The 19,566-nt window shown below is 72.4% G+C and carries 21 protein-coding genes; 4 read left to right on the forward strand and 17 right to left on the reverse strand.

Features of this window, described 5'->3' with window-relative positions; translation table 11 throughout:
- The gene (thpR, locus tag MFF56_RS10340; RefSeq protein WP_066925070.1) at positions 1-540 is read left to right on the forward strand and encodes an RNA 2',3'-cyclic phosphodiesterase; all 540 of its coding nucleotides are present in this window, start codon (positions 1-3) and stop codon (positions 538-540) included.
- 7 nt (positions 541-547) lie between these two features.
- Here thpR and coaA read toward each other — a convergent pair whose 3' ends face one another.
- The 14 genes from coaA to MFF56_RS10410 all read right to left on the reverse strand — a co-directional run bounded on the left by coaA (position 548) and on the right by MFF56_RS10410 (position 13,932).
- The gene (gene coaA, locus MFF56_RS10345) at positions 548-1,549 is read right to left on the reverse strand and encodes a type I pantothenate kinase (RefSeq protein WP_066925068.1); all 1,002 of its coding nucleotides are present in this window, start codon (positions 1,547-1,549) and stop codon (positions 548-550) included.
- Complete coding sequence (locus tag MFF56_RS10350; protein WP_066925066.1) at positions 1,546-1,869, reverse strand: phosphoribosyl-ATP diphosphatase; 324 nt, start codon at positions 1,867-1,869, stop codon at positions 1,546-1,548. The genes coaA and MFF56_RS10350 overlap by 4 nt, the downstream gene beginning before the upstream one ends.
- Before the next feature lie 130 nt (positions 1,870-1,999).
- Positions 2,000-2,776 carry an imidazole glycerol phosphate synthase subunit HisF gene (gene hisF / locus MFF56_RS10355; RefSeq protein ID WP_066925063.1) on the reverse strand — a complete coding sequence of 259 codons (777 nt, stop codon included), beginning with the start codon at positions 2,774-2,776 and terminating at the stop codon, positions 2,000-2,002.
- Positions 2,777-2,785: 9 nt separating this feature from the next.
- Positions 2,786-3,271: a DUF29 domain-containing protein gene (locus MFF56_RS10360; RefSeq protein WP_066925061.1), complete on the reverse strand. Its 486-nt coding sequence runs from the start codon at positions 3,269-3,271 to the stop codon at positions 2,786-2,788.
- 39 nt (positions 3,272-3,310) lie between these two features.
- Positions 3,311-4,054, reverse strand: coding sequence for a 1-(5-phosphoribosyl)-5-[(5-phosphoribosylamino)methylideneamino]imidazole-4-carboxamide isomerase (gene hisA, locus MFF56_RS10365; protein ID WP_066925058.1), 744 nt, complete (start codon positions 4,052-4,054; stop codon positions 3,311-3,313).
- Between the two features lie 38 nt (positions 4,055-4,092).
- Entirely contained in the window at positions 4,093-4,746 is a 654-nt protein-coding gene (hisH, locus tag MFF56_RS10370) for an imidazole glycerol phosphate synthase subunit HisH (RefSeq protein ID WP_066925056.1), read from the reverse strand.
- Positions 4,743-5,219: a DUF2628 domain-containing protein gene (locus MFF56_RS10375; protein WP_238229984.1), complete on the reverse strand. Its 477-nt coding sequence runs from the start codon at positions 5,217-5,219 to the stop codon at positions 4,743-4,745. Before MFF56_RS10375 ends, hisH begins: the two co-directional genes overlap by 4 nt.
- 16 nt (positions 5,220-5,235) lie before the next feature.
- The gene (gene hisB, locus MFF56_RS10380; protein ID WP_066927469.1) at positions 5,236-5,823 is read right to left on the reverse strand and encodes an imidazoleglycerol-phosphate dehydratase HisB; all 588 of its coding nucleotides are present in this window, start codon (positions 5,821-5,823) and stop codon (positions 5,236-5,238) included.
- A gap of 302 nt (positions 5,824-6,125) precedes the next feature.
- The gene (locus tag MFF56_RS10385) at positions 6,126-7,001 is read right to left on the reverse strand and encodes an S-methyl-5'-thioadenosine phosphorylase (protein WP_066925305.1); all 876 of its coding nucleotides are present in this window, start codon (positions 6,999-7,001) and stop codon (positions 6,126-6,128) included.
- Positions 7,002-7,424: 423 nt separating this feature from the next.
- Complete coding sequence (locus MFF56_RS10390) at positions 7,425-8,336, reverse strand: cytochrome c1 (protein ID WP_066925302.1); 912 nt, start codon at positions 8,334-8,336, stop codon at positions 7,425-7,427.
- Between the two features lie 19 nt (positions 8,337-8,355).
- Entirely contained in the window at positions 8,356-9,642 is a 1,287-nt protein-coding gene (locus MFF56_RS10395) for a cytochrome b (RefSeq protein ID WP_066925299.1), read from the reverse strand.
- A gap of 36 nt (positions 9,643-9,678) precedes the next feature.
- Positions 9,679-10,254: a ubiquinol-cytochrome c reductase iron-sulfur subunit gene (petA, locus tag MFF56_RS10400; protein WP_066925296.1), complete on the reverse strand. Its 576-nt coding sequence runs from the start codon at positions 10,252-10,254 to the stop codon at positions 9,679-9,681.
- A gap of 291 nt (positions 10,255-10,545) precedes the next feature.
- On the reverse strand, positions 10,546-11,985 hold the full coding sequence (locus MFF56_RS10405) for an MATE family efflux transporter (protein WP_066925293.1): 1,440 nt from the start codon (positions 11,983-11,985) through the stop codon (positions 10,546-10,548).
- 63 nt (positions 11,986-12,048) lie between these two features.
- Complete coding sequence (locus MFF56_RS10410) at positions 12,049-13,932, reverse strand: ABC transporter ATP-binding protein (protein ID WP_066925308.1); 1,884 nt, start codon at positions 13,930-13,932, stop codon at positions 12,049-12,051.
- 118 nt (positions 13,933-14,050) lie between these two features.
- Between MFF56_RS10410 and MFF56_RS10415 the strand changes: the two genes are divergently transcribed.
- A complete protein-coding gene (locus tag MFF56_RS10415) occupies positions 14,051-14,512 on the forward strand; it encodes a tRNA (cytidine(34)-2'-O)-methyltransferase (RefSeq protein ID WP_066925290.1) in 462 nt (153 codons plus the stop codon).
- 25 nt (positions 14,513-14,537) lie between these two features.
- On the opposite strand, the gene MFF56_RS10420 is transcribed toward MFF56_RS10415, so the two are convergent.
- Positions 14,538-15,554, reverse strand: coding sequence for a PAS domain-containing protein (locus MFF56_RS10420; RefSeq protein WP_066925287.1), 1,017 nt, complete (start codon positions 15,552-15,554; stop codon positions 14,538-14,540).
- Between the two features lie 186 nt (positions 15,555-15,740).
- Entirely contained in the window at positions 15,741-15,893 is a 153-nt protein-coding gene (locus MFF56_RS10425) for a hypothetical protein (protein WP_156453901.1), read from the reverse strand.
- A gap of 82 nt (positions 15,894-15,975) precedes the next feature.
- On the opposite strand from MFF56_RS10425, the gene MFF56_RS10430 reads away from it, so the two are divergent.
- Complete coding sequence (locus MFF56_RS10430) at positions 15,976-16,221, forward strand: hypothetical protein (protein WP_066925283.1); 246 nt, start codon at positions 15,976-15,978, stop codon at positions 16,219-16,221.
- Between the two features lie 128 nt (positions 16,222-16,349).
- Here MFF56_RS10430 and MFF56_RS10435 read toward each other — a convergent pair whose 3' ends face one another.
- Positions 16,350-17,552 carry a calcium-binding protein gene (locus MFF56_RS10435; protein WP_066925280.1) on the reverse strand — a complete coding sequence of 401 codons (1,203 nt, stop codon included), beginning with the start codon at positions 17,550-17,552 and terminating at the stop codon, positions 16,350-16,352.
- Between the two features lie 432 nt (positions 17,553-17,984).
- On the opposite strand from MFF56_RS10435, the gene MFF56_RS10440 reads away from it, so the two are divergent.
- The gene (locus tag MFF56_RS10440) at positions 17,985-19,526 is read left to right on the forward strand and encodes a DEAD/DEAH box helicase (RefSeq protein ID WP_238229985.1); all 1,542 of its coding nucleotides are present in this window, start codon (positions 17,985-17,987) and stop codon (positions 19,524-19,526) included.
- The last annotated feature ends 40 nt before the right edge of the window (positions 19,527-19,566 follow it).

Consider the following 19,566-nt stretch of genomic DNA (forward strand, 5'->3'; position numbering starts at 1 on the left):
ATGCCGCGCCTGTTCACCGGGCTGGCCGTGCCCTCGGAGATCGGCGCGCGCCTCGCCCGCTTCCGCGGCGGCCTGCCCGGCGCCCGCTGGGTCGAGGCCACGGACTACCACGTGACGCTGCGCTTCCTCGGCGACATCGACGCGGACGTGGCCGAGGACGTGCTGGAGGCGCTCGCCGGCCTGCGGGCGCGGGATCCGGTCCCGGTCGTGCTCGAGGGGCTCGGCGCCTTCGGGGGCGACCGGCCGCGGGCGCTCTTCGCCGCGGTGGCGCAGGATCCGGCCCTGATGGACCTGCAGGCCGAGCAGGAGCGGCTGGTGCGCCGGGCCGGCGTCGCGCCCGAGACGCGCCGCTTCACGCCCCACGTCACCCTCGCCCGTCTCAAGCGCGAGGCGAGCCCCGAGGCGGTGGCGATGTACGTCGCCCAGAGCGGCCTGTTCGAGCCGCTGCGCTTCGAGGCGCGCGCCGTCACCGTGTTCTCCGCCCGCGAATCGACGGGCGGCGGGCCCTACATCGCGGAGGCCGAATTCCCCTTCGCCTGATCGCGCCTCAGAGCCGGCGCAGCGCCACGCTCTCGATGCGGTGGCTCGCGCCCTTCGACAGGATCAGGCTGGCGCGCTGGCGCGTGGGCAGGATGTTCTCGACGAGGTTGGGCAGGTTGATCGTGGTCCAGAGCCGATCGGCGATGGCCAGCGCCTCCGCCTCCGGCACCTCGGCGTATTTGCGGAAGTAGGAGCGCGGATCGCGAAACGCCGTCTGGCGCAGCTTCATGAAGCGGGTGACGTACCAGCGGTGCAGGTCGTCCTCGTGCCCGTCGAGGTAGATCGAGAAGTCGAAGAAGTCCGACACGAAGGGGATCGCCGTGCCGTCCCGCGGCAGGCGGGCGGGCTGGAGCACGTTCAGCCCCTCGACGATCAGGATGTCGGGGCTCTCCACCACCCGCTCCTCGCCGGGCACCCGGTCGTAGACGAGGTGGGAGTAGAGCGGCGCCGTCACGCGGCCGTGGCCGGCCTTCACGTCGTGCAGGAAGCGGAGCAGCGCCGCCGTGTCGTAGCTCTCGGGGAAGCCCTTGCGCTCCATCAGGCCGGCGGCCGCGAGCTCGGCGTTCGGCAGCAGGAAGCCGTCCGTGGTGACGAGATCGACCTTCGGAGTGTTGGGCCAGCGGGCGAGCAGCGCGGCCAGGATGCGGGCGGTGGTCGACTTGCCGACCGCGACCGAGCCCGCGAGCCCGATGATGTAGGGGGCCTTGCGCTCGCGCTCGGCGATGAGGAAGCGCTGCGTCGCCTTGAACAGCCCCTGCGTCGCCGCGACGTAGAGCGAGAGCAGGCGCGAGAGCGGCAGGTAGATCGCCACCACCTCCTCGATCGAGATGGGGTCGTTGATCGATTGCAGCCGCGTGAGGTCCTCGCTCGAGAGGGTCAGCGGCGTGTCGGCGCGCAGGCTCGCCCACTCGTCCCGGCTGAAGCGGCGGTAGGGCGAGAGCCGGTCCGAGCCCGCGCCGGTCACCGGATCCTGGCCGGTCTCGCCGATCGGGGCCGGGGCGAAGCTCATGTGTGGCGCCTCGCGGCCTTCTCGGCGAGCCCGCTCTGCGCCGTGCGGCGCTCGAGTTCGGCCATCACCGCGTCGAGGCTGACGCCGCCGGCCTGCAGCACCACCATGAGGTGGTAGAGCACGTCCGCGGCCTCCGCCGTCAGCCCCGCCTTGTCCCCCTGGACCGCGGCGATGGCGGCCTCCACCGCCTCCTCGCCGAGCTTCTTGGCCGCCTTGGCGGGGCCGCCCGCGAGGAGCTTCGCCGTATAGGAGGAGTCCGGAGAGGTCCCGGCGCGGCTCGCCACCAGCCGCGCGAGGTCGTTCAACGTGTAATCGCTCATGCAACACCGTGCATCCGGGAGCCCGCAACGGCGCCGCGTATGGCGGGAAATTGCTTTACGCGCGGCCCGCGGGCAAGTCGCCCGGCTGACAGATGGCGTGCCCTCCCCACGACATTCGTCCTAGGGCGCCTCACGCGTCGAGCCGCATGGCGAGGCCGGCCGCCGCCATGTGGGCCTTGGCCTCGGCCACGCTGTGCTGCCCGAAGTGGAAGATCGAGGCGGCCAGCACCGCGCTCGCCCCGCCCTCGGCCACGCCCGCCACGAGGTCGTCGAGGCCGCCGACGCCGCCCGAGGCGATCACCGGCACCGCGACCGCGTCCGCGATGGCCCGGGTCAGCGCGAGGTCGTAGCCCGATCGGGTGCCGTCCCGGTCCATCGAGGTGACGAGCAGCTCGCCCGCGCCCTTTGCCGCCACGGTCCGCGCGAAGGCGATCGCGTCGAGCCCCGTGGGGTTGCGCCCGCCATGGGTGAAGACCTCCCAGCGGGCTGGCTCTCCGGGCCCGGAGACACGCTTGGCGTCGATCGCCACGACGATGCACTGGGCGCCGAACTTCTCCGCCGCGCGGGCGACGAGATCGGGGTCCTTCACGGCCGCCGTGTTGATCGCGACCTTGTCGGCGCCCGCGAGCAGCAGCGCCCGCACGTCCTCGACGGCCCGCACGCCGCCGCCCACGGTCAGCGGCATGAAGCAGGCCTCCGCCGTGCGGCTCACCACGTCGAGCAGCGTGCCGCGGGCCTCGTGGCTCGCGGTGATGTCGAGGAAGCAGAGCTCGTCGGCGCCGGCCGCGTCGTAGGCCTTGGCGGCCTCGACGGGGTCGCCCGCGTCGCGGAGTTCGAGGAACTGCACGCCCTTGACGACGCGGCCGTCCTTGACGTCCAGGCAGGGGATGATGCGGGTCTTGAGCAAGACGGGATCTCAGTCGGTCGTGTCGTCGGGGTCGGCCGGGAAGGGGCGCGCGAGCATCTCCTCCCGGGTGTAGGGGCAGGTCGTCGGAAAGGTCTTGAGCGGCAGGTTGGTCTCGCGGGAGGCCTCCAGTCGTGCGCCGCGATAGGCACGCTCCAACCCCTCGGCCAAGCGGCTCTTGAGGCCGGGATTGTCCTTCAGAACATCCGCCGCGTCGTTCCTGTGGGTCCGGATCGATAGTGCCCAGCCACGGGTCCGGCGCTCGGGCTGATGGTCCCACTTCAGCATGTGCAGCAGGATCACGCGCCAGGCGCTGACCAGGCTGTTGAATTCGCTGCGCCCCAAGCTCTCGATCTCCTCGGCGAGATTCTCGAGGTCGAGGCTCGCGAGGTCGCCGGAGCGCAGGCGCGCGCCCTGCTCCTGCGTCCAGGTGTAGAAATCGTCCTCGTAGGCGGTCCCGGCCTCCTGCGGCCGGGCCGCCGCCTTTACGGCGCTCATCGCAGCCTCCTGGCGCGATCCTGTCGAGCCGTCAGCCTATCACAGGCCGGCCCGGCCGGCTTCCGCGATGGCCTTGAGCGCCGCGCGCGGGTCGATGCGGCCGTCGTAGAGGGCGCGGCCCGTGATGGCGCCCGCGATCAGCGCGCAGTCGGGCTGGAGCAGCCGGTGCACGTCCTCGATCGAGGCGAGCCCCCCTGAGGCGATCACCGGGATGCGCACCGCCTGCGCCAGCGCCAGCGTCATCTCGACGTTGAGGCCCTTGAGGATGCCGTCGCGGGCGATGTCCGTGTAGATGATCGCCGCGACGCCCGCGTCCTCGAAGCGCTGCCCCAATTCCTCGGCGGTCATGCTGGAGGTCTGGGCCCAGCCCTCGACGGCCACGCGCCCGTCCTTCGCGTCGATGCCGACCGCGATCTTGCCGGGATGGAGACGGGCCGCCTCGCGCACGAAGGCGGGGTCGCGCACCGCGGCCGTGCCGATGATGACGCGGGCAATCCCCTTGGCGATCCAGGCGTCCAGGGTCTTCATGTCGCGGATGCCGCCGCCGAGCTGCACCGGAATTCCGACGCGGGCGAGGATCGCGTCGACCGCCGCGGCGTTGCGGGGCTCGCCCGCGAAGGCGCCGTCGAGATCGACCACGTGCAGCCAGGAGAAGCCCTGCTGCTGGAAGGCCTCGGCCTGGGCGGCGGGGTCGTCGTTGAAGACCTTGGCCTGGGCCATGTCGCCCTGCACGAGGCGGACGCAGCGCCCCTCCTTCAGATCGATGGCCGGGTACAGGATCACGCGAAAAGCCCTTTTGCCTCCGAGAGACAGGTCGGTTCTCAGGGGCGCCACTTGAGGAAGTTGGCGAGAAGCGCGAGCCCGAGGCGCTGGCTCTTCTCGGGGTGGAACTGCGTCCCGGCGACGGTGTCGCGGGCGACCATCGCGGTGACGGGGCCGCCGTAATCGACCTCCGCCACCACGTCCGCCGGGCGGTCGGCCTTCAGGGCGTAGCTGTGCACGAAATAGGCGTGAAGCCCCTCGTTTCCCGTCGGGATTCCGGCGAGCAGGGGATGGCTGCCGGCGACCAGCGTGTTCCAGCCCATGTGCGGGATCTTGAGCGTCGGGTCGGCCGGGCGGATCGGCCCGACGTCGCCCGGGATCCAGCCGAGGCCGGGGGTGACCGTGTATTCGAGGCCGCGGGTGGCCAGGAGCTGCATGCCGACGCAGATGCCGAGGAAGGGACGGGCCCGCGCGTGGGCGGCCTCCTCCATCGCCGCCACCATGCCGGGCACGGCGTCGAGGCCGCGGCGGCAATCGGCGTAGGCGCCGACCCCCGGCAGCACCACCCGGTCGGCGGCGGCGACGATGGCGGGATCGCCCGTCACCACGATGCGGCGGTCGACCTCGGCCTCGCGGGCGGCGCGCTCGAAGGCCTTGGCGGCCGAGTGCAGGTTGCCCGAGCCGTAATCGATGATCGCGACGGTCTCGCTCACCGGGTGCCCTCGCTCGCCGGGAACAGGCCGATGACGGGATCGCGCTCCCCCGCGAAGGCCGGGCGCTGGGGCGCCGGGGGCCGGGTCGCGGGGTCGAGCCAACGCGCCATCGCCTTGGCCTCGGCCTCGGCGGGGCTGCCTGCCAGCACCGCGTCGCGCACCGGCCAGCCGCGCCGGGTGAGCGTCCAGCGACGGAGCGAGGAGGCCTCGAGCCCGATCAGCACGCCGACGAGCAGGCTGACCAGGGTGGCGGCGGGCCGCGACAGGCCGAGCGCGTAGCCGCCGGCCGCCACCAGGGCGAGGCCGGCCGCCACCAGGAGGGCGGCGATCCAGAGGCGGTGGAACAGGAACCACACCACCGAGAAGGCGAAGGCGGCCCAGGAGAACCCGTCCGGCACGATCACCGCCCGGTCGAGCCCGTAGGCCTCGCCGGGCCGCGCCTCGGGGGGCAGGTGCAGGGTGTAGCTGCGCATCCGCATGGGCGTCCCCTCAGAGCGAACCCTTGGTCGAGGGCACGCGGCCCTCCTCGCGCGGGTCGAGCGCCACGGCCTTGCGCAGGGCGCGGGCCAGACCCTTGAAGCAGCTCTCGGCGATGTGGTGGGCGTTGTCGCCGTAGAACGTCTCGACGTGCAGCGTGATCCCGGCATTCATCGCGAAGGCCTGGAACCACTCGCGCACGAGTTCCGTGTCGAACTGCCCGATCTTCTCGACGCGGAAGGCCGTGCGGAAGACCAGGAACGGCCGGCCCGAGATGTCGATGCAGACGCGCGAGAGCGTCTCGTCCATCGGCAGGTGCACGTCGGCGTAGCGCGCGATGCCGCGCTTGTCGCCGAGCGCCTTCGCGAAGGCTTGGCCGAGCGCGATGCCGCAATCCTCAGCCGAGTGGTGCTGGTCGACGTGCAGGTCGCCGTCCACCTTGACCTCGAGGTCGAACAGGCCGTGGCGGGCGAACAGCTCCAGCATGTGGTCGAGGAAGCCGATGCCGGTGGCGACCCGCGCCTGACCGGTCCCGTCGAGGCCGATCGAGACGCTGACGTCGGTCTCCGCCGTCTTCCGGCTGATGCTGGCGCTGCGCATGGTTTGGTACGTTTCGCGAAAGGTTCGGGGTCTGCCCGGATACTCGGGGTCTTCTAGTGCGGTTTCGGGGGCGGAGGGAAGCCGGATCCCCTGCCCCTTTCCCGGGCACATGGAGCGAGAGCGGAATGTGACCCGGGATCCAGCGCACCGAGACGCGAAGCGTCCGAAACCGGCTGCACTGCCCGAAGATCGCGCCGCGTCGCGGCACATCGTCGGCTGGGTCCCGGATCACCTTCCGCTGACGCTCCAGGCGTGCAGGCCCGAAGGGCCCGGAAAGGGCGGCCGTCCGCTAACCGATCTCCTCAGCCCGCCAGCGCCCGGCCCGCCACCGCGTCGAGCTTGGCCATCAGCGCGGGGTCGCGCGCGGCCGGCGCCGTCATGATCGCGCCGTCGAGCGCCCGGTGCGAGCCCGCCGGGCAGGGCTCGCGCGTCTGCGGGAAGTCCCGGGCAAGGCGCGCCACCAGGCGGGCGGCCTTGTCGGCGTTGGCGCGGGCGACCGCCACGACCGCGGCCACGTCCACCGCGTCGTGGCCCGGGTGCCAGCAGTCGAAGTCGGTGACCATCGCGATCGTCGCGTAGGTGATCTCGGCCTCGCGGGCGAGCTTGGCCTCCGGCATGTTGGTCATGCCGATCACGTCGAACCCCTGCGCCTTGTAGGCCCTGGATTCGGCCAGCGAGGAGAATTGCGGCCCCTCCATGCAGACGTAGGTGCCGCCGCGGACCACCGCGATGTCCTCCGCCTTAGCAGCCGCCGCGATCCGATCCTGCAGGCGCGGCCCGACCGGGTGCGCCATCGAGACGTGGGCGACGCAGCCGTTGCCGAAGAACGACGAGGCGCGCCCGTGCGTGCGGTCGACGAACTGGTCGACGAGCACGAACAGGCCGGGCGGCAGCTCCTCGCGGAACGAGCCGCAGGCCGAGAGCGAGACGATGTCGGTGACGCCGGCCCGCTTCAGCGCGTCGATGTTGGCGCGGTAGTCGATGCCGGTGGGCGAGAGCCGGTGCCCGCGCCCGTGCCGGGCCAGGAAGACGATCCTGGTCTCGCCGATCCGGCCGATGCGCAGGGCGTCCGAGGGCTGGCCCCAGGGGGAGGACACGGCCTCCTCGCGCACGTCCTCCAGCCCCGGCAGGTCGTAGACCCCGGAGCCGCCGATCACGCCGAGCACCGCTGCCGTCATCTCACCGTCCTTCTCGCGCGTGTTCGTCGTCGGCCCAAATGGAAACGGGCCCCGGATGGGGCCCGTAGCATAGTTGCCCCTCGGAGCGCAGCCGCAGGACCCCGCCCCGTCCTGCCAACGGCGACGCTCTCCCTCCCCCACAGAGCAGGGCGATCGCGTACGGCTGGACGAGCCGGATGCCGGATGGGGCACGGGTCCCCTCTCCCATAGGGAGAGGGACAGGGTGAGGGGTATGAGGTTCCCGGGAAATACTCTGTGCTGAACGCGCGTCGATGACGTGCTCAGTCCTGTCACGTCATACCCCTCACCCCAACCCTCTCCCTATGGGAGAGGGAGCGCGGCATGGTTCGGCGCGATCCGAGGCAGGCCGTCCGCCATATGTACTCTCCCTCCCGCAGAGGGGGGAGGGAGAGCGCGAGCCCCTCAGAACGTCTTGTGCAGCTCCGGCTGGAGGCCGTGGGTCTCGCCGCCGACATCCGCCCAGACCCGCTTCTTCACGTAGTAGAGCAGGCCGGCCAGCACGATCAGGAACAGGATCACCCGCAGCCCGAGCGCCTTGCGGGCCATCATGTGGGGCTCGGCCGCCCAGGCCATGAAGGCCGCGACGTCCTTGCTGTACTGGTCCACCGTCTCGGGCACCACCGGCTGGCCGTCGTCGCCCTTCGGATAGCTCACCTGGCCGTCGCTGATCGGGTTCGGCATCGCGATGATGTGGCCGGGATAGTACTTGTTGTAGTGGCCACCGTCCGGCACCTCGGTGCCCTGCGGGGGCTCCTCGTAGCCGGTGAGCAGCGCGTGGATGTAGTCGACGCCCTGCTCCGAGTAGCCGGTGAAGGGCAGCGCATCGAGCACGAACCACGGGAAGCCGCGCTCGTAGGTGCGGGCCTTGGCCAGCACCGAGAAGTCCGGCGGCGCCTTGCCGCCGTTGGCGGCGGCCGCCGCCTGGTCGTTCGGGAAGGGCGGCGGGAAGCGGTCGGCCGGGCGGCCGGGCCGCTCGAACATCTCGCCCGAATCGTTCGGGCCGTCCTTGACCTGATAGGTCGCGGCGAGCGCCTTGACCTGGGCGGCCGAGTAGCCCGGGCCGCCCGCCTCCGCGAGGTTGCGGAAGGCCACGAGCTTCATGCTGTGGCAGGCCGAGCAGACCTCCTTGTAGACCTGGAAGCCGCGCTGCAGCTGGCCCTGGTCGAAGCTGCCGAACACGCCGGCATAGCTCCATTTCTGGCGCGGGGGCTGGGGCGTGGCGTGGGCGTCCTCGGCCGAGGCCGGGGCGCCCATCAGGGCGCCGCCGAGGGAGGCCGCGACCAGGGTCGCGGCGAGGAGCGTGCGGATCGTCATCGCGTCTGTTGCCCTCGTCTCAGCCCTTGGTGGTCGGCGCGGCGGCGGCGCCCGCGGGCATGCCCGACCCGCCCACCTGCTTGCCCGGCCCGGTCACGCTCTCGAGGATCGAGCCCGGCAGCGGGGTCGGCGTCTCGAAGAGGCCGACCAGCGGCATCACGACGAGGAAGTGGGCGAAGTAGTAGGCCGTGCAGATCTGCGAGGCGATGACGTAGCCGCCCTCCGGGGGCTTGGCGCCGAGCCAGCCCAGGATGACGCAGACCGCCACGAACACCCAGAAGAACTGCCGGTAGATCGGGCGGTAGTTGCACGAGCGCACCCGCGAGGTGTCGAGCCAGGGCGCGAGCGCCAGGATCAGCACCGCCGAGAACATCAGGATGACGCCGCCGAGCTTCGAGGGCACCGCGCGCAGGATCGCGTAGAAGGGCAGGAAGTACCATTCCGGCACGATGTGGGCGGGGGTCACGGCGGGGTTGGCCGGGACGTAGTTGTCGGCGTGGCCGAGGTAGTTCGGCTGGTAGAAGATGAACCACGCGAACAGGATCATGAACACCACGACGGCGAACACGTCCTTGATCGTGGCGTAGGGGGTGAAGGGCACCGCGTCCTTCGAGGACTTGATCGGGATGCCGGTCGGGTTGTTCTGGCCCGTCACGTGCAGCGCCCAGACGTGCAGCACCACGACGCCCGCGATCATCCAGGGCAGCAGGAAGTGCAGCGAGAAGAAGCGGTTCACCGTCGGGTTGCCGACCGAGTAGCCGCCCCAGAGCAGGCTCTGGATCGTGTCGCCGACCACCGGGATCGCCGCCAGGATGTTGGTGATGACGGTGGCGCCCCAGTAGCTCATCTGGCCCCACGGCAGGGTGTAGCCGAGGAAGGCCGTGGCCATCATCAGGAGGTAGATGACGACGCCGAGGATGTAGAGCACCTCGCGCGGGGCCTTGTAGGACCCGTAGTAGAGGTTGCGGAAGATGTGCACGTAGACGGCCACGAAGAACATCGAGGCGCCGTTGGCGTGCGCGTAGCGCAGGAGCCAGCCGTAGTTCACGTCGCGCATGATGTGCTCGACGGAATCGAAGGCGCCCTTGGCCGAGGGCTCGTAGTGCATCGCCAGCCAGACGCCGGTGATGATCTGGATGCCCAGGAACGCGATCAGGATCGCGCCGAAGGTCCAGAAATAGGTCAGGTTGCGCGGCACCGGGAAGGCGACGAACGACGAGTGGACGAGGCCGACGATCGGCAGCCGCGACTCGAACCACTTGGCGAGCCGGCTCCGCGGCACGTAGGTGTTGCCGTGTGCGCTCATGGTGGGGATCCTCCGGGGGCTCTCAGCCTCTTCTCGTCACGCGGCGGCCTTGCCGCCCTCCTCGCCGATGCGGATCTTGGTATCCGACTGGAAGGCGTAGGGCGGGATCGGCAGGTTGATCGGGGCGGGGCCGCGGCGCACGCGCCCGAGCGCGTCGAACTGCGAGCCGTGGCAGGGGCAGGACCAGCCCTCGAAATTGCCGGAATGCCCGATCGGCACGCAGCCCAGATGCGTGCAGTTGCCGTAGACGACGAGCCACTGCTCGTGGCCCTTCTTGACGCGGGTGTCGGCGGCGGCCGGGTCGATCAACTGCCCGACCGGCACGGCCTTCATGTCGGTGATCTCCTTCTCCGTGAGCTTGCGCACGAAGATCAGCTTGCCGCGCCAGAACACGTTGACGATCTGGCCGTCGGTGATCGGCGAGAGATCGACCTCGAGCGGCGCGCCGGCCGCGATGGTGGCGGCGTCCGGCGCCATCGAGGCGACGAAGGGCCAGGCCACGGCGCCTGCGCCGACCGCGAGGCCGGCCCCGGTGGCCAGGAAGAGGAAGTCCCGGCGGGTGCCCTCCTGCGGGGCGGCGCCGGCGGGCGCGGCGGCAGTCGTGTTCGCCAAGGTCTCGTGCCTCCCAAGAAGTGCGGGTGTTTTCACCGTGCCGGCCGAGCGTGCAGCCCGCGCGCGTGCGGGGCCGGTGATCCGCGGAGGGGACCACAGCACGATCGTTCTAAACTGTGCAATGCGACCGCCCGTCGCCCGAAGTCAAGGCAGGGGCCGGGCTCCTCCCGCATCGCGGTGGGCAAGCGCGGCGAGATGTAGCCCGCGGGCTTCGGTCGCGCGACATCTCCCTCCCCCGCAGAGGGGGGAGGGAGAGCACGCGGGGAGCGGGAAGCCCTTACGGCCTCCGCTTCAACGAACGGCCGCCGCCGGCCGCGGCAGGAGGCCCGTGGTCAGCCGGCGCCAGCGCAGGACGAGGAGCGCCGCCACCGCGAACAGCCCGGCGCAGAACCCCGTCCAGATGCCGTAGCCCTCCATCCCCGCCCCCCAGGCGAGCCAGGCGCCGAGCGGCACGCCGAGGCCCCAGTAGCCGCCGAGCGCGACCCACATCGGCACCTTCGTGTCCTGCAGGCCGCGCAGCATGCCGAGGCAGACCGACTGCACGCCGTCGGCCACCGCGAAGAGCGCCGCGAAGCCGATGAAGGCGGCGGCCACCGGCAGCACGCCCGCGTTGGCGGGCGCGGCGGGATCGAGGAACAGGCCGGTCAGGAACCCGGGCACCGCGAGCTGGGTCGTGGCGCAGAGCACCATGAAGACGAAGGCGAGCCCGACCGCCACCAGGCCGGCCCGGCGCACGCCCGCGCCGTCGCGCCGCCCGTAGGCGAGCCCCACCCGCACGGTCGCGGCCTGCGCGACGCCGTTCGGCACCATGAAGCAGAAGGCCGCGATCTGGATCGCCACCGCGTGCGCGGCGAGCTGGGTCGCGCCGAACAGGCCCATGCCGAGCGCCGCCGCCTCGAACAGGCCGGCCTCGGCGAGCCCGGTCGCCACGATCGGCAGGCCGAGGCGGAAGACGCGGGCCAGCAGCGCCGCGTCGAACCGCCAGAGCCGGTGGAACAGCCGGTAGCGGTGCAGTCTGGCGTCGCAGAGCACCACCGCGACGAGCAGCACGAGGCTGAAGCTCGCCGCCGCCACGGTGGCGAGGCCGACGCCCGCCATGCCGAGATCGCGCCCGGCGGGCAACCCGCCGCTCGCCGGAAAGGCGAGCCAGACCCCGAGCGCGACGTTGAGCGGCAGCGCCGCGAGGCTGGCGGCGAGCGCCCAGCCCGGCCGCTCCAGGGCGGCGAGCGCGCCGCGCAAGGCCATGAAGAGCAGGGCCGGCCACATCGCCCATTGCAGCACGCGCATGTAGGCGCCCGCGGCCTCGGCGAGCGCGGGCGGCTCGCCGATCGCGGCGAGCAGCGGGCCGGTGTACCAGAGCAGCACCATCATGGGCGCGGCGATGAGCGTCGCCGCCCAGAAGCCCGCCCGCAGGGTCCGGCGCACCGGATCGGTCGCGCCGGCCTCGCGCCCGAGCGCCTCGGCGATCAGCGGCGCCACCGTGCTGGTGAGCCCGATCCCGCCGATGAACAGGATGAAGTAGAGCCCGTGCGCCAGCGTCGCCGCGGCGAGCTGCTCCGCGCCCAGGCGCCCGAGCATCACCACGTCGGCCATGATCAGGCCGTGCTGGGCGAGGTTGATGAGCACGAGGGGCCCCGAGAGCGCGAGCGTCGCGCGCAGTTCCCGGAGCCAGGGGCGGTGCAACGGGGCCCCTTCCCGCGCGGGGAACCCCGCGAGGTCGAGTGCCGGCATGGAACGATCTCTTCAGACAGGAGGCGGGCGCGGCCCTGCCGCACCCGATGATATGGGGTGTCCCTAGCCGCCCAAGGCGTCGGAAACGTGTCGCCGGGGCGCCTCGCCGTCGCGGTCGGGCAGGAAGCCGCCGGACTGGCGCGCCCAGAGCCGGGCGTAGAGCCCGCCGCGGGCCACCAGCTCGGCGTGGGTCCCCTCCTCCACGATGCGGCCGCGGTCGATCACGATCAGCCGGTCGAGCGCCGCGATGGTGGAGAGGCGGTGGGCGATGGCCAGCACCGTCTTGCCCTGCATCAGCGTGTCGAGCGCCTCCTGGATCGCGGCCTCGACCTCGCTGTCGAGGGCCGAGGTCGCCTCGTCGAGGATCAGGATCGGCGCGTCCTTCAGGATGACGCGGGCGATGGCGATGCGCTGGCGCTGGCCGCCCGAGAGCTTCACACCGCGCTCGCCCACCTGCGCGTCGTAGCCGCGCCGTCCCTTGTGATCGACGAGGTCGGCGATGAAGCCGTCGGCATGCGCCAGGCGGGCGGCGCGCGCGACCTCGGCGTCGGTGGCGTCGGGGCGCCCGTACGCGATGTTGTCGCGGATCGAGCGGTGCAGCAGCGAGGTGTCCTGGCTCACCATCGCGATGGCGCCGCGCAGGGAATCCTGCGTCACCCCGGCGATGTCCTGCCCATCGACGAGGATGCGCCCGCTCTCGACGTCGTGGAGCCGCAGCAGCAGCGACGCGATGGTGCTCTTGCCCGCCCCCGAGACGCCGACCAGCCCGACCTTCTCGCCCGGGCGGATAGCGAGCGAGAGATCCTCGATCACGTTGGCGTCGCCGCGCCCGTAATGGAAGCCGACCCCCTCGAAGCGGACGCCGCCGCCCGCGACCGCGAGCGTGCCCGCGCCGGGCGCGTCGGTGAGCGCGTGCGGCCGGCTGATCGTCTGCATGCTCTCCTGGATCACGCCGACGTTCTCGAACACGCCGCGCACCGTCTGCATCACCCAGCCCGACATGGCGATGAGGCGCAGCACCAGCGCCAGCCCGGCGGAAGCCTCGCCGGTGCTCATCGCGCCGCGCTGCCAGAGGAGCAGCGAGGCGGTGCCCGTCGCGATCAGGAGCGCGCTGTTGAGGAGGCCCAGCAGCGTCGTCGTCCACGTCACCAGCCGGAACTGGTGCAGGTAGGCCCTGGTGTGCACGTCCACCGCCTCGCGCACGGCGGCGCGCTCCTCGCGGTCGCGGGCGAAGAGCTTGACCGTGAGGATGTTGGTGTAGCTGTCCACCACGCGCCCGATCAGGGTCGAGCGGGTGTCGGCGGTGCGGTGCGAGCGGGCCCGGGCGCGCGGCACGAACCAGGCGGTGAGCCCCGCATAGGCCGCGACCCAGATCACCACCGGCAGCGCCAGCCAGAGCGAGATCGAGCCGAACAGCCCGACCGCGGTCACCGCGTAGATCGCCACGTAGAGCAGCGTGTCGATGAACACGACCGCGAGTTCGCGCACCGCCGGCCCGACCTGCACGACCCGGTTGGCGAGCCGCCCCGCGAAGTCGCCCTGGAAGTAGGAGAGCGCGTGCCCGAGCGTGTAGAGGTGCGCCCGCCAGCGGATCTGGTTGGTCGATTGCGGCACCACGAGCTGGTTCGACAGCACCTCGTGCAGCCAGATCGTCACGGGGCGCACCACCGCGACGAGCACGAGCGCAAGGCCGATGCCGAGGGCGTGGTCGGCGAGCACGGTGGCGCGGTCGGCGCCGGCCAGCAGATCCACGAACCAGCGCATCACGAGGTAGAGCGAGGCCTCCACCGTGCCGGCGATCACGGCGATCACGAACAGGGCGAAGAGCGCCCAGCGGATCGGGTGGAGGTAGAAGCGCGCGAAGCCGAGCACCGTCCGGGGCGGCATGCGCCCCTCTTCGAAGGGCGCGAACGGGTCGATGCGGCGCTCGAGCCAGTCGAGGAACATCAGGGTCACGGGAGCTGGGGCGGGGCCTCCTTAGGTAAGCGCGCTTGACCGCGGGCCAAGCGCGGGGCGATGCCGCGGGCGCGCAGCCCTGCCCTGCGCGCCCGCCCCGCGCACGATCATGCTCCGCCTCGCCCTCTACCAGCCCGACATCCCGCAGAACACCGGCACGCTGCTGCGCATGGCGGCCTGCCTCGGGCTCGCCGTCGAGATCATCGAGCCGGCGGGCTTCGACGTCTCGGACCGGCACCTGCGCCGCTCGGGCCTCGACTATCTCGACCACGTCGCGCTGACCCGGCACCGCTCGTGGGACGCCTTCGACGACTGGCGGCGCGCGGAAAAGATCCGCCTCGTCCTCGCCACCACGGCGGGCGCCCTGCCCTACACGGATCTCGCCTTCCGGGACGGCGACTGCCTGCTGATGGGCCGCGAATCGGCCGGCGTCCCCGAGGCGGTGCACGCGGCCGCCGACGCCCGGGTGGTGGTGCCGATCCGGGCCGGGATGCGCTCGCTCAACGTCGCGGTCGCCGCCGCGATGCTGGCCGGCGAGGCGCTGCGGCAGACGGGCGGCTTCCCGGGCTGACCGGCCCCCGCCGCGCCGCCCGCTCTCAGTGCCGGGAGACGGCGATGACCCCGTCCTCCAACAGCGTGAAGCGGATGCCGGCCCGGCGCAGCGCCGCGACGACCCGGCGGCGCGAGCGCTCGCCGTGGAGCCCCCCGTCCTCCTCCAGGCGCCGGACCGTGGACAGGGACACGCCGCTCGCCTCGGCCAGCACCGTCATGGACCAGTCGAGCAGGGCCCGGGCCGCGCGCAGGTGAGAGCCGACCACCGCCTCCTCGAGGGCCTCGCGGATGCCGGCCGGGAGTTGGAAATGCGTATCCGGGATCGGGTATTGCAGGCCCTGGCCGCCATCGACGGCACCCGCGGCGTTGCGGAACGGGACGACGAGGATGCCCACCCGGCCGGCCTGCCCGTCGGGCCTGCGCCAGAGGTTCGTGTCCCGGAAGATCCGGCCGCTCACCCGATACTCCGCGGCCTTGCCGAGGAGCCGCGCGCGCTCCCCCGGCAGGGCGTGGACGAAGGGGTCCGCGTTGAACTCCGCCAGGGGTACGCCGCTCACCAGTTCCGCCTCCGGCTGGAACGCGAAGCTCAGGTCCTGCCCGACCCTGAAGAAGAGCACGCCGGTCCGGGCGTGCAGGGCGGCGTGGAGCCGGCTCTCGGCCTCGATGATGCCGGCCAGGCGGTGCCGCTCCAGCGCGTTGACGAGGTCGCCCGCGACAGCGCGCGGCCGTCCATCGGGCGCGCGCTCGACCTCGTGGCGGGCCGCGAGCAGGCGGACGGTCCCGTCCGGGCGGACGATGCGGAAGCTGTGCTCCGCCCGGAGGTCGCCGTCCCGTACCTGGGCGGGGGTCGCGAGCCGGTCACGGTCCTCCGGGTGCGCCATCGCGCGCAGGCGGTCGTAGCGCGGCGCCGGGTCGTCCGGCGTGAGACCGAGCATCCGGTACAATCCGGGAGACCAGGTCTGGGCATCGTCGCCGAAGGTCCAGCGCCAGCTCCCGCGCAGGCCGAGATCCTCGATCAGGTGCAGCGATCCGCCAAGTAGGGCGGCGGGGGAGGACGTCATGGATACGGATGCGCGCGGTTCGATAGGGCGCGGATCCTATGCCGGTTTCCGATTCTCTTTAATCCATTCTAGGATACGTTTTGCCGAACTCTAGCGAGCCCTCCGCCGCGGCTTCGGGCACGGGGGAGGCCGCCGGAGCGGGCCGCCGCGGGGGCCGGGCCGCCATCGGGCGGACCGGGACTGGCCTCAGGGCCGGGGGTCGTCCTCCTCCCGGCGCCGCCGCTCGGCCTCGTAGCCCGCCGCGATGCCGAGATCGATGGCGCGGCGGGCGAGCCGCACGCCGAGCCAGAGCAGGATCAGGCAGATGAGGACGATCAGTCCGGCCTTGAGCGGGTTCATGGGGAGCGCCTATCTCATGCGGCACGGCCCGGAAACCCGTCCGGTGCCTCCCCCCGACCCTTCCCCTGACCCGGCGGACCGATTGAGCGCGCGCGAGACCTTCCACATCGAGATCCTGGGCGCCCCGGCCCGCACCGAGGCCGACCCCGTTCTCTCCCGCGTCTCGGTGCGGGTCGAGGACCAGGCCGGGGCCGAGGAGCGGGCGCTGCGGCTCTTCGCCCGCGCCCGGGTACCCCAGCGCGCGGGCGAGCCCGCCGAGGCCGTGCGGGTGATCGACGGGGCCGGCCGCGAGGTGTTCTTCCGCAGCCGCTTCGACGAGGGGGCGTGACGTCGCGCCTCGGACGGCCTCCGGTCGACGGGTTCGGGCGGGCGCATCGTCTCGGGCCGAAGCGCGGGCCGTGAGGGGGCCGGTCGCGGTTCCCCTGACACGGTCGAACCCCGCGACCGGGGCGCGTATCAGACCAGATACGCCGCGCCGAACTGCGCCGCGGTGATGCCGTCGAGCTGCACCGTGCCGCCGCCCGAGAGCGCGAGCAGGGCGTCGCCGTCGGCGGCTGAGCCGAGCGTGTAGCTCTGGCCCGAGAGCACCAGCCGGTCGCCCTGCGCCTGGCTGAAGCCGAGGATCAGGTCGGCACCGGAATTCGCGCCGAACACGAAGCGGTCGGCACCCAGGTTGCCGATGAGGACGTCGTTGCCGAGATTGCCGTTGAGCACGTCGTCGCCCTGGCCGCCGTAGAGCGTGTCGTCGCCCTGGCCCCCGAACAGGGTGTCGTCGCCGAGATTGCCGTAGACGGCGTCCGCGCCCTGGTTGCCGTAGACCACGTCCGCGTCCTGGCCGCCGAACACGCTGTCGTCGTCCTGCCCGCCGAAGAGACGGTCGGCGCCGAGGTTGCCGTAGAGCACGTCGCCGCCCTGGTTGCCGTAGATCACGTCCGCGCCGTCGCCGCCCGTCACCGTGTCGTCGCCGGCGAGCGCCGTGAAGGTGTCGTTGCGCGCCCCCAGCGTGACGGCGTCGGCCCGCGCGGTCGCGATCGGCGCGCCGATATCCTGCAGGATCGCGAGGTCGAGGTCGCTGATCGGGCGGCGCGTGCCGGCCGAGATGGTGGGGGTCATCAGGTCGCCCGCCACCGTGACGTGGCCCTCGCCGGCATCGAGCGGCACCGGGCCGCCGTTCGCCCGCACGGCGTTGCCGCCGACGAAGGTCGGGGTGCTGCCCGCCCGGACGTTGGCCGCGTAGGTGCTGTCGCCGAGGTAGAGGATGCCGAGCCCGTGCCCGACCTCGTGCGTGAAGACCGAGAGCGCGTCGAGCTGGCTCGACGGCACAGCCTGCTGGCCGGACGGGTCGTAGAACAGCGAGTCGATGTAGGCGGAGCTGACCGTGACGTTGATGTCGGGGCTCTGGCCGTTCGGGTCGCTGCCCGTGCGGATCTCGATCATCGGCACGGATTCGTAGGCGCGGCCGGTCCAGTAGTAGCTCGACCCGCCTGTCGCGATGGTGTTGCCGGAGGCCTCGCTGACCCGAACCCCGATCTCGATGGTGCCGTAGCCCTGGAGGGTGCGCGCCCAGGAATCGGCCGCGGCCTGCAGCGTCCGCAGCACGGCGTTCGCGTTGGCGCCCGCCCCGGTCGCGTCCGTCCAAGACACCGAGAAGGTCGTCATGAGGTCGATGTCCCGGATCGCGCGGTTACACGGCGCGGACACTGGTCCGGGCGTGCGGCCCGATTGTGATACGGGGCGAGGATTACGATCACGTTCGGGTGATGCGTGCGCCGACTTGCCGGAACGGGACGGCACGGCCCGTCGCTACGGCCCGTCGACGTCGTCCGTCGGCGCGGCCATTGACTTCGCACCTGCGGGACCGCATATCGGCACTGCAGCGTCAGCGGCCGACAAGGGTCCGCTTGAGGGGGCTGCGTGACGGAATCGCGGGACCGCCCGAGGCGGCCTGGAGGCTCCGGCCCCCCTCTTCATTCGTGCATGCACCCGGGCCGCCCCATCACGCGGGCAGCCTCCTGCTCCAGGGACCGCCAAGCCGATTCGCGCCGCTCCACGAGCCGCGCCGGACGGTCCTGCTGCAACGAGACATCCGACTTGACCCAGTTCACCGATTTCGGCCTCGCCCAGCCCGTGCTGCGGGCGCTCGAGGAGGCCGGCTACCAGACCCCCACGCCGATCCAGACGCAGGCCCTGCCGCCGGCCATGGCGGGCCGCGACCTCTGCGGCATCGCCCAGACCGGCACCGGCAAGACCGCGGCCTTCGCGCTGCCGATCCTGCACCGGCTCGCCCTCTCGGACCGCCGCGCCCCGCGCCGCGGATGCCGGGTGCTGGTGCTCTCGCCGACCCGCGAGCTCGCCAACCAGATCGCCGATTCCTTCGCCGATTACGGCCGCCACCTGCCCTTCACCAGCACCGTGGTGTTCGGCGGCGTCACCATCGGCCGCCAGGAGCGGGCGCTGGCGCCGGGCGTCGACATCCTCGTCGCCACCCCGGGCCGCCTGATCGACCTCGTCGACCGGCGCGCGCTGACGCTGGAGGGCGTCGAGATCCTCGTCCTCGACGAGGCCGACCAGATGCTCGACCTCGGCTTCATCCACGCCCTCAAGCGCATCGTGCGGATGCTGCCGGCCAAGCGCCAGAGCCTGTTCTTCTCGGCCACCATGCCGAAGAACATCGCGGGACTCGCCGAGCAGTACCTCTCCGATCCGGTCCAGGTCGCGGTGACGCCGGTCGCCACCACCGCCGAGCGCGTCGAGCAGCAGGTGATGTTCGTCCACACGGGTGCCAAGCAGGCGCTGCTCGGCCACATCCTGCGCGACCCGAAGATCGACCGCGTGCTGGTCTTCACCCGCACCAAGCACGGCGCCGACCGCGTGGTGCGCGGCCTCGACAAGGTCGGGATCGTCGGCGCGGCGATCCACGGCAACAAGTCGCAGCCCCAGCGCGAGCGGGCGCTCGCCGCCTTCCGCGACGGCTCCTGCCGGGTGCTGGTGGCCACCGACATCGCCGCCCGCGGCATCGACGTCGAGGGCGTCTCCCACGTCGTCAACTTCGACCTGCCGAACGTGCCGGAGAGCTACGTCCACCGCATCGGCCGCACCGCGCGCGCCGGCGCCGACGGGCTCGCCATCTCGTTCTGCAACGACGAGGAGAAGGCCTACCTGCGCGACATCGAGCGCCTGACCCGCCAGAAGGTGCCGGTCGCGGGCTTCCCCGAGGGCTTCACCCCGCCGACCCGCCAGGAGGCCGCCGAGATCGCGGCCTCCGAGGAGCGCCGCCCCGAGCGGCCCCAGCAGCGCGGCGGCGGACGTCCGGGCCAGCAGCGCCAGGGCCAGCAGCGCCAGGGCCAGCAGCCCGGCGCCCAGGGCCGCCCGGGGGGCGGGCGTCCGGCGGGCGAGCCGGGCCGCCAGGGCCGGCCGCCGCAGGGGCGTCCCCAGCAGGGTCGCCGCGAGGATCCGCGCCAGGACCGTGCGGCGCGCCCGCATGCCGAGCGTCCCCACGGCGCCCGCCCGCAGGCCGCGGCCCCGCGCCACGACGGCCGTCCGGCCGCCGGCCAGGCGCGGCGGGGCAACCGTCCGCAGGGCGGGGGCGAGGGCCGCGCCATCGGCTGGCTGGAGCGCGCCCCGCGCTCCTGATCCTGCCGCGTCGGACTACGTAGCGCAGCGCCGCCCCGCC

It is taken from the genome of Methylobacterium hispanicum, from assembly GCF_022179285.1.
GTDB lineage: Bacteria > Pseudomonadota > Alphaproteobacteria > Rhizobiales > Beijerinckiaceae > Methylobacterium > Methylobacterium hispanicum.

Bases quoted from the DNA above. Each gene is read 5' to 3' on its own strand.
- thpR (WP_066925070.1), top strand. From the start codon at position 1: ATGCCGCGCCTGTTCACCGGGCTGGCCGTGCCCTCGGAGATCGGCGCG.
- coaA (WP_066925068.1), bottom strand. From the start codon at position 1,549: ATGAGCTTCGCCCCGGCCCCGATCGGCGAGACCGGCCAGGATCCGGTG.
- MFF56_RS10350 (WP_066925066.1), bottom strand. From the start codon at position 1,869: ATGAGCGATTACACGTTGAACGACCTCGCGCGGCTGGTGGCGAGCCGC.
- MFF56_RS10360 (WP_066925061.1), bottom strand. From the start codon at position 3,271: ATGAGCGCCGTAAAGGCGGCGGCCCGGCCGCAGGAGGCCGGGACCGCC.
- MFF56_RS10375 (WP_238229984.1), bottom strand. From the start codon at position 5,219: ATGCGCAGCTACACCCTGCACCTGCCCCCCGAGGCGCGGCCCGGCGAG.
- hisB (WP_066927469.1), bottom strand. From the start codon at position 5,823: ATGCGCAGCGCCAGCATCAGCCGGAAGACGGCGGAGACCGACGTCAGC.
- MFF56_RS10385 (WP_066925305.1), bottom strand. From the start codon at position 7,001: ATGACGGCAGCGGTGCTCGGCGTGATCGGCGGCTCCGGGGTCTACGAC.
- MFF56_RS10390 (WP_066925302.1), bottom strand. From the start codon at position 8,336: ATGACGATCCGCACGCTCCTCGCCGCGACCCTGGTCGCGGCCTCCCTC.
- MFF56_RS10395 (WP_066925299.1), bottom strand. From the start codon at position 9,642: ATGAGCGCACACGGCAACACCTACGTGCCGCGGAGCCGGCTCGCCAAG.
- MFF56_RS10405 (WP_066925293.1), bottom strand. From the start codon at position 11,985: ATGCCGGCACTCGACCTCGCGGGGTTCCCCGCGCGGGAAGGGGCCCCG.
- MFF56_RS10410 (WP_066925308.1), bottom strand. From the start codon at position 13,932: ATGTTCCTCGACTGGCTCGAGCGCCGCATCGACCCGTTCGCGCCCTTC.
- MFF56_RS10415 (WP_066925290.1), top strand. From the start codon at position 14,051: ATGCTCCGCCTCGCCCTCTACCAGCCCGACATCCCGCAGAACACCGGC.
- MFF56_RS10420 (WP_066925287.1), bottom strand. From the start codon at position 15,554: ATGACGTCCTCCCCCGCCGCCCTACTTGGCGGATCGCTGCACCTGATC.
- MFF56_RS10425 (WP_156453901.1), bottom strand. From the start codon at position 15,893: ATGAACCCGCTCAAGGCCGGACTGATCGTCCTCATCTGCCTGATCCTG.
- MFF56_RS10435 (WP_066925280.1), bottom strand. From the start codon at position 17,552: ATGACGACCTTCTCGGTGTCTTGGACGGACGCGACCGGGGCGGGCGCC.